The organism is Nocardioides sp., assembly GCF_036267815.1.
Lineage (GTDB): Bacteria > Actinomycetota > Actinomycetes > Propionibacteriales > Nocardioidaceae > Nocardioides.
In genome coordinates, this window is record NZ_DATAVI010000097.1 from 57944 (window position 1) to 68124 (window position 10181).

General features: G+C 69.3%; 9 protein-coding genes. 1 reads left to right on the forward strand and 8 read right to left on the reverse strand.

The genetic code is table 11. From position 1 onward, the window contains the following. The first annotated feature begins 4 nt into the window (after positions 1–4). Entirely contained in the window at positions 5–916 is a 912-nt protein-coding gene (gene rarD, locus VHW64_RS20040) for an EamA family transporter RarD (protein ID WP_329652344.1), read from the forward strand. A gap of 1 nt (position 917) precedes the next feature. Here the strand turns inward: rarD and VHW64_RS20045 are convergent, their stop codons facing one another. From VHW64_RS20045 to nuoH, 8 genes are read right to left on the reverse strand one after another with little or no spacing between them, the layout of a single operon-like run. Beyond that, the gene (locus VHW64_RS20045) at positions 918–1895 is read right to left on the reverse strand and encodes a polyprenyl synthetase family protein (RefSeq protein ID WP_329652374.1); all 978 of its coding nucleotides are present in this window, start codon (positions 1893–1895) and stop codon (positions 918–920) included. A gap of 38 nt (positions 1896–1933) precedes the next feature. Next, positions 1934–3538, reverse strand: coding sequence for an NADH-quinone oxidoreductase subunit NuoN (nuoN, locus tag VHW64_RS20050; RefSeq protein ID WP_329652345.1), 1605 nt, complete (start codon positions 3536–3538; stop codon positions 1934–1936). Beyond that, positions 3535–5124 carry an NADH-quinone oxidoreductase subunit M gene (locus VHW64_RS20055; protein WP_329652346.1) on the reverse strand — a complete coding sequence of 530 codons (1590 nt, stop codon included), beginning with the start codon at positions 5122–5124 and terminating at the stop codon, positions 3535–3537. The genes nuoN and VHW64_RS20055 overlap by 4 nt, the downstream gene beginning before the upstream one ends. Before the next feature lie 52 nt (positions 5125–5176). Next, positions 5177–7117 (reverse strand): NADH-quinone oxidoreductase subunit L, encoded by a 1941-nt coding sequence (nuoL, locus tag VHW64_RS20060; RefSeq protein WP_329652347.1) that lies wholly within the window; start codon positions 7115–7117, stop codon positions 5177–5179. A gap of 13 nt (positions 7118–7130) precedes the next feature. Next, the gene (gene nuoK, locus VHW64_RS20065; RefSeq protein WP_329652348.1) at positions 7131–7424 is read right to left on the reverse strand and encodes an NADH-quinone oxidoreductase subunit NuoK; all 294 of its coding nucleotides are present in this window, start codon (positions 7422–7424) and stop codon (positions 7131–7133) included. Beyond that, on the reverse strand, positions 7421–8230 hold the full coding sequence (locus tag VHW64_RS20070) for an NADH-quinone oxidoreductase subunit J (protein WP_329652349.1): 810 nt from the start codon (positions 8228–8230) through the stop codon (positions 7421–7423). Before VHW64_RS20070 ends, nuoK begins: the two co-directional genes overlap by 4 nt. A gap of 4 nt (positions 8231–8234) precedes the next feature. Then, complete coding sequence (gene nuoI, locus VHW64_RS20075) at positions 8235–8810, reverse strand: NADH-quinone oxidoreductase subunit NuoI (RefSeq protein ID WP_329652350.1); 576 nt, start codon at positions 8808–8810, stop codon at positions 8235–8237. Then, complete coding sequence (gene nuoH / locus VHW64_RS20080) at positions 8807–10174, reverse strand: NADH-quinone oxidoreductase subunit NuoH (RefSeq protein ID WP_329652375.1); 1368 nt, start codon at positions 10172–10174, stop codon at positions 8807–8809. The genes nuoI and nuoH overlap by 4 nt, the downstream gene beginning before the upstream one ends. Positions 10175–10181 lie beyond the last annotated feature (7 nt).

Below are 10181 nucleotides of genomic sequence, written 5' to 3' on the forward strand. Positions count from 1 at the left end.
CTGCATGGGTGAGGAGCGCCGCGGCTTCCTCCTGGGAGTCACGGCGTACCTGCTCTGGGGGCTCTTCCCGCTCTACTGGCCGCTGCTCGAGCCAGCCGGAGCCCTGGAGATCCTGGCCCACCGGATCTTCTGGTCGCTGGTGGCGATGGGGATCCTGGTGCTGGCCCTGCGCCGTACCTCCACCTTGCGAGCGATCGCCACCGACCGACGCGTCGCGAGCCTCCTCGCGCTGGCCGCAGTCCTGGTCACGGTCAACTGGGCGACCTACATCTGGGCGGTGAACAACGGCCACGTCGTCGAGTCGTCCCTGGGCTACTTCATCAACCCGCTGGTGACCGTGCTGATGGGCGTGTTCATCCTGGGCGAGCAGCTGCGCTCCTGGCAGTGGGTGGCCATGGGCGTGGCGGGGCTAGCGGTCGTGGCCCTGACTCTCGACTACGGCCGGCTTCCCTGGGTCGCGCTCGTGCTGGCCTGCTCCTTCGGCAGCTACGGGCTGTGCAAGAAGAAGGCGAACGCACCCGCGATCGAGAGCCTCACCTTCGAGACGCTGGTGATCGGGCCGGTCGCCCTGGCGTACCTCGTCTGGCTCACGGCGCGAGGCCAGTCGACCTTCACCTCGCACGGGCCGGGTCATCTGCTGCTGTTCCTCTCCACCGGCCTGATCACCGCCGTCCCCCTGGTGTGCTTCGGCGGAGCGGCCATCCGGGTGCCGATGACCACCTTGGGGCTTCTTCAGTACCTGGCACCGATCCTCCAGTTCGCCCTCGGGATCATCTACTTCCACGAGGACATGCCGATCGGCCGCTGGCTCGGCTTCGGCCTGGTCTGGGTCGCCCTCGCCATCTTCACCGTCGACTCCCTCCGCCACCGCCGCCGGCCCTCCCAGCTCGTTGAGTTGGCCCTCCCGGTCCGTTGAGTCAGGTGGTGCGGGTGGCGACGTGGTCGGCGAAGATCGCCAGGGCGTCGCGGACGGGGCCCTCGGGGACGACGGCGAGGAGGGCCTTGGCCTCCTGCGCGCGCGCGACGACGTAGGCCCGGGCCTGCTCCACGGCGGGGTGGGCGCGGAGCAGGGTCAGGGCCTCCGCGTGCAGCGCGTCGTCGCTCAGGTCGGAGTCGAGCAGCTGGAGCAGGCGGGCGTCCTGGGGCCCGGCCGACGCCCGGGCCATCAGCACCGGGAGGGTGGGCACCCCCTCGCGCAGGTCGGTTCCGGGCGTCTTCCCCGACTCGGCGGCATCGGCGGAGATGTCGAGGATGTCGTCGGAGAGCTGGAACGCCGTGCCGACGATGTCGGCGTACGCCGTGAGCGCCTCCTCGACCTCGGGCGTCGCGCCGCCGAAGCGGGCGCCGTAGCGCGCCGAGGTCGCGATCAGGGACCCGGTCTTGCCCGCCACGACGTCGAGATAGTGCTCGAGGGGGTCCTCACCGGCGCCGGGCTTGACGGTCTCCTGGATCTGCCCCTCGACGAGCCGGGTGAAGGTCCGGGCCTGGATGCGCACGGCGTCGGCGCCGAGCTCGGCGGTCAGCTCGGAGGACTTGGAGAACAGGAAGTCACCGGTCAGGATCGCGACGTGGTTGTCCCAGCGCGCGTTGGCCGAGGCCGCCCCACGCCGCAGTGACGCCTCGTCCATCACGTCGTCGTGGTAGAGCGAGGCCAGATGGGTCAGCTCCACGACGCAGGCCGCGGTGATCACGTCGTCGGAGTCGGGATTCGCGCCGGTCTCGGCGGCGAGGAGGACCAGGAGCGGGCGGAAGCGCTTGCCACCGGCCTCCATCAGGTGGCTCGCCGCGCTGGTCACGAACGGCGCGCGGCTGCGCACGTGGCCCGCCAGCGCCCGCTCGACCTCCAGCATCCGGTCCGCGAGTCGGGTCGCCAGGGCCTCGTCGGCCACCGGCATCGCCAGGCCGACGTCACCTGGAAGCGCGGAGGCGGCGGTCACCTGATGAACTCTCCCGCACTCCGGGCCAGATCGAGAACCGGGCCCGGAACGACTCCGAGGGCGATCGTCGCGGCGGCCGCCACCCCGATGGCGGTGGAGGTCAGCATCGACGGGTGGACGACGTAGGCGCTGTCGGAGTCGGGCTCGTGGAAGTACATGACCACGATCACCCGGACGTAGAAGAACGCCGCGGCCGCGCTCGCCAGCACCGCCACCAGCACCACCGGCCAGGCGCCGGCGGCCAGGGCCACCTCGAAGACCGCCCACTTGCCGGTGAAGCCGGAGGTCAGCGGGATCCCTGCCATCCCCAGGAGGAACAGCGAGAACACTCCCGCCACGACCGGTGAGTGCTTGCCCAGCCCGGCCCAGCGGGAGATCGTCGACTGCTCCCCCGCGGAGTCACGCACGAGCCCCACCAGCGCGAAGGCTCCCAGGGTGGTCAGGCCGTAGGTGACGAGGTAGAACATCACGGCCTGGAGTGAGGTGATCTGGCCGGGGTGGATGTCGTCGACGCCCTGAAGGCCCAGCACCCCGGTCAGCAGGAAGCCGGTGTGGGCGACCGAGGAGTAGGCCAGCATGCGCTTCATGTCTGTCTGCACCAGCGCCAGCACGGTGCCGAGCAGCATGGTGAGGATCGCGATCACCCACAGCATCGGCTGCCAGGTCCAGCGGGCCTGCCCGAAGGCGACGTAGAACAGTCGCAGGATCGCGCCGAACGCCGCGGCCTTGGTCGCCGCCGCCATGAACGCCGTGACGGCGGTCGGAGCGCCCTGGTAGACGTCCGGCACCCACGCGTGGAACGGCGCGGCGCCGACCTTGAAGAGCAGCCCCACCGTGAGCATGCCCATCCCGATCACCAGCAGCGTCTGGTTGCCCGCGTCGTTGGTGACCGCCTCGTTGATCGCCCCGAAGTCCATCGACCCGGCGTAGCCGTAGATCAGCGCGACGCCGTACAGGAAGAACCCGGACGAGAAGGCGCCGAGCAGGAAGTACTTCATGGCGGCTTCCTGGCTCAGCAGCCGCCGCCGGCGGGCGAGGCCGCACAGCAGGTAGAGCGGGAGCGAGAGGACCTCCAGGGCCACGAACATCGTCAGCAGGTCGCCCGAGGCAGGGAACAGCATCATCCCGCCGATCGCGAACAGCAGCAGCGGGTAGACCTCGGTGTGGTCCAGGCCGGCCGAACGACGCTCCGACTCGGTGCCGGGCAGTGCCGAGGCCTGACCGGAGAACGCCGACACCCCGGCCTCCACGCGGCGCTCGGCGAACAGCAGGACGCCGCCGAGCCCGAGGACCAGGACCAGGCCCCACAAGAACATCGTGGGCCCGTCGAGCGCGATGGTGCCGTCGGAGCCGAACAGGCCGCGCGCGGAGCCGCCACCCAGCCTCGGCAGCCCGTTGGCCACGAAGCCGACGCCGACCAGCGCGACGAGCAGGGCGACCAGGGCGGTGCCGAACTGGGCGGCGTAGCGCCAGGGCCGCGGGCAGAAGGCCTCGATCAGCACGCCGAGGCAGGCGGCGCCGAAGATGACCAGCAGTGGCCACAGGGAGCCGTACGCGATGTGCGGCTTGACGAACGTGCCGTCCGCGGCGAGCGCGATCACTGATGTCCTCCCTGAGCGTGCACGGAGACGACTCTGCTCGCGACGGTCGGGCCCGGGTCGTGCACCCCGACGTGGTGCAGCGTGTCGTCGACGTAGGGGTTGATCACCCTCAGCAGCAGCATCGGGAAGAACCCGAAGGCGATCAGCGCCACGAACAGCGGAGCGAGGGTGCCGATCTCACGCCGGTCGAGGTCGGGCGTCTCCGCCTCGCGCCCGCCGACCAGCTTGGGCCCGGTCATGGTGCGCTGGTACATCCACAGGATGTAGAAGGCGGTGAGCACGATCGCCGTGACCGCGATGGCGCCGGTCCACCAATGGTGCTGGAACGCCGCGATGATCACCATGATCTCCGAGACGAACGGCGACAGGCCGGGCAGGCTGAGGGCGGCGAGGCCGAAGACCAGGAAGAGCCCGGCCAGCACCGGCGCCACCTGTTCCACCCCGCCCATGGCGCGGATCGACGCCGTGCCGCGACGCTTGATCAGATAGCCGGCGACGAGGAACAGCGCGGCGGTCGCCAGGCCGTGGTTGACCATGTAGAGCACCGCGCCGGACCCGCCCTGGCTGGTGAGCAGGAAGATGCCCAGGACGATGAAGCCGAAGTGGCTGACCGACATGTAGCCGAACAGCCGGAGCATGTCGTCCTGGCCGATCGCCACCAGCGCGCCGTACACGATCGAGATCAGGGCGAACGTGATCACCACCGGCGTCGCCCACCGCGAGGCGTCGGGCAGCAGGCCCAGGCAGAAGCGCAGCATCCCGTAGGCGCCGATCTTGTCCAGGATGCACACCAGCAGCACGCTCGTGCCGGTGGTCGCCTGCTCGGTGGTGTCGGGGAGCCAGGTGTGCACGGGGAACAGCGGGGCCTTGACCGCGAAGGCGATGAAGAACCCGACGAACAGCCACTTCTGGGTACCCGGGTCGATCGTGATGCCCTGGAGGTCGCCGAAGAGGTACGACGGCGTGCCGCGGCTCGCGGACACGACGTAGAGCCCGAGCACCGAGGCCAGCATGACCAGACCGCCGGCGAGCTGGAAGACCAAGAACTTCACCGCGGCCTTGCGCCGCTGGTTGCCGCCGAACCCGCCGATCAGGAAGTACGCCGGGATCAGCGTCGCCTCGAACACGACGTAGAACAAGAACACGTCGGTCGCGGCGAAGACCGCCACCGAGAGCGCCTCCAGCGCCAGCGCCCAGGCGAAGAACGCCTTGGTGTGCCGGTGCGCCGAGGCGTCGTCGTCGGCTCGCAGGGTCGCGCCCTGGTCGGCGTCGTACCAGCTGGCGCCGATCACGATCGGGACCAGGACGGTGGTCAGCAGCACCATGAGCAGGCCGAGGCCGTCGACCCCGAGCGCGTAGTGGGCACCGAACGCCTTGATCCAGGTGTGGTCCTCGGTGAACTGGAAGCCACCGTGGAGGTGGTAGCCGAAGGACATCACCACGGCGAGGGCGAGGGTCAGCACGGAGGTCCCGAGGGCGACCTGCTTGGGCAGCACGTCGCGGTGACCCGACGGAAGCGCAGCCGTCGCGACCGCCCCGAGGAGCGGGACGACGATCAGGATCGTCAGCCAGGGGAAGCTGTTCATGGTCGGTCTCCCCGTTCGAGGCGAAGCGATGCGGGCACGTGGTGACGGTGGCTCATGCGAGGTTCACCGCCAGGAGGGCCAGGACGACCAGCAGGGCACCGACGAGCACGGACAGGGCGTAGGAGCGCACGAACCCGGTCTGGGTCAGACGCAGGACCGAGCCGGTGCCGCCGACCCCGAGGGCGGTCCCCTCCACCACGCCGTCCACGGCATGGTCGTCGAAGAGGGTCAGGCCGGTGACAAGACGTCCGCCGGGCCGGACGACCAGGACGTCGTTGACCTCGTTGCCGTAGAGCTCGTTGCGCGCGGCACGCGTGAGCGACGAGACCTCGGCCGGTGCCTCGCGAGGAACCTCGGTCCGGCCCACGAAGTACCACGCCGCTGCCACGCCGACTGCGACGATGACCACCACGATCGCCGAGCTCACCAGGGCGGGCAGTGCCGGATTGGCCTCGAGGGCATGGCCCGTCACGGGCTCGAGGAAGTCCACGATCCAGTTCCCGAGCAGGAGCACGCCGCCGAGCACCGACAGCGCGGCCAGCACGACCAACGGGACCGTCATCACCGATGGCGACTCGTGCGGGTGGACGCCGTCCGACCACCGCTGCTTGGTGAAGAAGGTCATGAACATCAGCCGGGTCATGTAGAAGCCGGTGACGCCGGCGCCGATGATCGCGAGCACGCCGACGAACCAGTTCTGGGTGAGGGCGACCTCGATGATCTTGTCCTTGGACCAGAAGCCGGAGAAGCCCGGGAACCCGATGATCGCGAGGTAGCCCATCGCGAAGGTCAGGAAGGTCACCGGCATGGCCTTGCTCAGCGCGCCGTAGTGACGCATGTCGACGTCGTCGTCCATGCCGTGCATCACGGAGCCGGCCCCGAGGAACATGTTGGCCTTGAAGAACCCGTGGTTGAGCAGATGGAAGATCGCAAAGGGGTAGCCGGCCGGACCCAGGCCGGCGCCCAGCATCATGTAGCCGATCTGGCTCATGGTGGACCCGGCGAGGACCTTCTTGATGTCGTCCTTGGCGCACCCGATGACCGCGCCGTACAGCAGGGTCACCGTCGCCACGATCATCACGACGGTCCGCGCGTGCGGCGCATAGTCGAAGACGAAGTTCGACCGGACGACGAGGTAGACGCCGGCCGTCACCATCGTCGCGGCATGGATCAGGGCCGAGACGGGCGTCGGGCCCTCCATCGCGTCCAGCAGCCAGGACTGGAGCGGGACCTGGGCCGACTTGCCGCAGGCGGCGAGCAGCAGCAGCAGGCCGAGGGCGGTCATCGTGCCCTCGGACGCGTGGCTGGCGTCTGCCGAGATCGTGCTGAAGTCGGTCGTGCCGAAGGTCGTGAAGAACAGCCCGACGCCCAGCGAGAGTCCGATGTCGCCGACGCGGTTGACGATGAAGGCCTTCTTCGCCGCGGCGGCCGCGGAGTGCTTGTACTGCCAGAAGCCGATCAGGAGGTACGACGCGAGGCCGACGCCCTCCCAGCCGAGGAACACGCCGAGGTAGTTGCCGGCGAGCACCAGCGTGAGCATGGCCGCCACGAAGAGGTTGAGGTAGCCGAAGAACCGGCGGCGCCGGGGGTCGTGCTCCATGTAGCCGACGGAGTAGATGTGGATCAGCGAGCCGACACCGGTGATCAGCAGCAGGAACAACGCCGAGAGCGGGTCGTAGAGCAGGTCGGCCCCGACCTTCAGACCGCCGGCCTGGAACCACGTGTAGAGGTGCTGGCCGACCTGGCGGTTGTCGCTCGCGCGACCCAGCAGCTGGAAGAACAGCACCAGGCTGAGCACGAACGACAGCACGGGCAGGACGGCCCCGATCAGGTGGCCGCTCTTGTCCAGCCGGCCCCGGGCCAGCGGGCCGCCCACGAGCAGGACCACCGCGCCCAGCAGGGGCAGCGCGATCACCAGCCAGAGCAGGGAGAAGACCCCGTCGGCCGACGACGGGTGCACGAGCGGGGCGGCACCCTCGGCGAGAACGATCATCGACAGCGTCTCCTCAGTACTTCAGCAGGCTGGCGTCGTCGACCGAGGCCGAGCGGCGGGTGCGGAAGATGGTCATGATGATCGCCAGCCCGACCACGACCTCGGCGGCGGCGACGACCATCACGAAGAACGCGGTGACCTGGCCGTCGAGGTTGCCGTGCTGCTTCGCGAACGCGACCAGGGCGAGGTTGGAGGCGTTGAGCATCAGCTCGACGCACATGAAGACCACGATGGCGTTACGGCGCGTGAGCACGCCGACGCTGCCGATCGTGAACAGGATCGACGACAAGAGGACGTAGGGAGTCATGCGGGGGCCTCCTCCTCGGTGCTGGCAGGCGCCGACTGGTCGCGGCCGGCGTGGTGCGCGTCGTCCAGCTGGCTCTCGATGCTCGCGACGTCCCCGGCCATCGCCGGCGCCGAGCGGACGGTGCCGCGAGCCGCGAGCACCCGGGACACCGAGGCCTCGGACGCCGTTCCGTCGGGAAGCAGCGCGGGAGTGTCGACGGCGTTGTGCCGGGCGAAGACACCGGGCGTGGGCAGCGGCCCGAGATGCTTGCCGGAGACGGCGTAGTCGTGCACGCGCCGTGCCGCGATGTCGGCCTGGGTCGGCTTGGGGTCGAGCCGCTCACGGTGCGCCAGCACCATGGCGCCCATCGCGGCGGTGATCAGCAGGGCGCTGGTGACCTCGAACGCGAAGACGTACCTGCTGAACAGCAGGTTGGCGAGCGCCGGGATGTTGCCCGGGGCGTTCGCGACGTCGAGTCCGGTCACCGTGCCCAGGCTGAGCTGGGCGAGACCGACGACGAGGACGACGCCGAGCAGCAGGCCGCCGAGGACGGCGAGCACGCGTTGGCCCTTGATCGTCTCGACGACGGAGTCGGAGGCGTCGACGCCGACCAGCATCAGCACGAACAGGAACAGCATCAAGATCGCGCCCATGTAGACGGCGACCTGCACCAACGCCAGGAACGGCGCGTTGAGGTTGAGGTAGAGGCAGCCGAGGCCGAGCATCACCACGGCGAGCAGCAGGGCGGCGTGCACCGCCTTGCGCACGAACAGGATGCCGAGCGCGGCGAGCACCATGATCGGAGCGAGCACCCAGAAGAGACCCACGCCGTCACCCCTCGCCCGTCGCGGCGGCGCCGTCGGGCGCCTTGAACGTGCCGCGGTAGTAGTCGCCCTCGTCCTCGCCCAGCAGCATCGGGTGCGGAGGTTGCTCCATCCCGGGCAGGAGCGGCGCGAGGAGGTCCTGCTTCTCGTAGATCAGGTCGGCGCGGTTGTCGTCGGCGAGCTCGTACTCGTTGGTCATCGTCAGCGCCCGGGTCGGGCAGGCCTCGATGCAGAGCCCGCACAGGATGCAGCGCAGGTAGTTGATCTGGTAGACGCGGCCGTAGCGCTCGCCGGGACTGAACCGCTCCCCGTCAGGCTCGTCGCTGTTCGAGGCGCCCTCGACGTAGATCGCGTCGGCTGGGCACGCCCAGGCGCACAGCTCGCACCCGATGCACTTCTCCAGTCCGTCGGGCCAGCGGTTGAGCTGGTGACGGCCGTGGAACCGGGGGGCGGTCGGCTGCTTCTCGAACGGGTACTGCTCGGTGACGACCTTCTTGAACATCGTCCGGAAGGTCACGCCGAACCCGGCGACCGGGTCCCACAGCTGCTCCTTGAGGGTCTTGGCCTCCGGCTCGGAGCTCATGCGGGGTCCTCCTCGACCTGGTCGGTGTCGCCCTCTGCCTGCAGCGAGTCGGGAGCCTCGGCGGTCGCCGTGACGGTCCGGCCGGTGGCGAAGGTCAGCGTTGCGGCGGCGCCGCGGACGGCTCCACCGGAGGGCAGGGCGGGCACCGGGAACCCACCCGCGGTGGCGAGCGTGGTGTCGTGCTCGTCGTCACCGGCGAGCTCGCCCTGCTGCTCGCCGAAGAAGAACACCGCGAGGAACAGCACCACCAGCACCCCGAGCCCGATCAGGAGGTACTTGCGGTCCACGCCGCCGTCCAGGGACGCCGTCCGGATCGTGGCCACCGCCAGGATCCAGACCAGCGCGCCAGGGATGAGGTACTTCCACCCCAGCGACATGAACTGGTCGTAGCGCATCCGGGGCAGGGTCCCGCGCAGCCAGATGAAGATGAAGACGAAGAACAGCACCTTGCCCATGAACCACAGGAACGGCCAGTAGCCGGAGTTGGCCCCGGCCCAGACGTGGTCGATCCAGAACGGCACGCGCCAGCCACCCAGGAAGAGGGTGGTGGCCAGCGCCGAGACGGTGGCCATGTTGATGTACTCGGCCAGGAAGAACAGCGCGAACTTCAGGCTGGAGTACTCGGTGTGGAAGCCGCCGACCAGCTCGCCCTCGGCCTCGGCGAGGTCGAACGGCGCACGGTTGGTCTCACCGACCATCGAGATCATGTAGATGACGAACGACGGGAACAGGATCAGGCCGTACCACCACTTGTCCTGGGCCGCCACGATCTGGCTGGTCGACATCGAGCCGGCGTAGAGGAACACCGCGATCAGGGCGAGCCCCATCGCGACCTCGTAGGAGATCATCTGCGCGCTCGAGCGCAGCGCCCCGAGCAGGGAGTACGTCGAGCCGCTGGCCCAGCCGCCCAGAACGATGCCGTAGATGCCGATCGAGGAGATCGCCAGGATGAACAGCACGGCCATCGGCATGTCGGTCAGCTGCAACGGCGTGTGCCGGTCGCTCCACGGCACCTTCACCTCGGGCCCGAACGGGATCACCGAGAAGGCCACGAAGGCCGGCACGGTCGCGATCACCGGGGCCAGGAGGAACACGACCTTGTCGGCCGCGGTCGGGATGATGTCCTCCTTCAGCGCCAGCTTCACGCCGTCGGCGAGGCTCTGCAAGAGGCCGAACGGGCCGTGCACGTTGGGGCCGATACGGTGCTGCATCCGCGCCACCACCCGGCGCTCGAACCAGATGTTGAACAGGGTCAGCACGACCAGGATCACGAAGATCAGCACGGCCTTGATCGCGATCAGCCACCACGGGTCCTGACCGAAGGCGCCCAGGCCGTTGGCCCCCGCACTCGGGGACAGCGACATCGGGAGG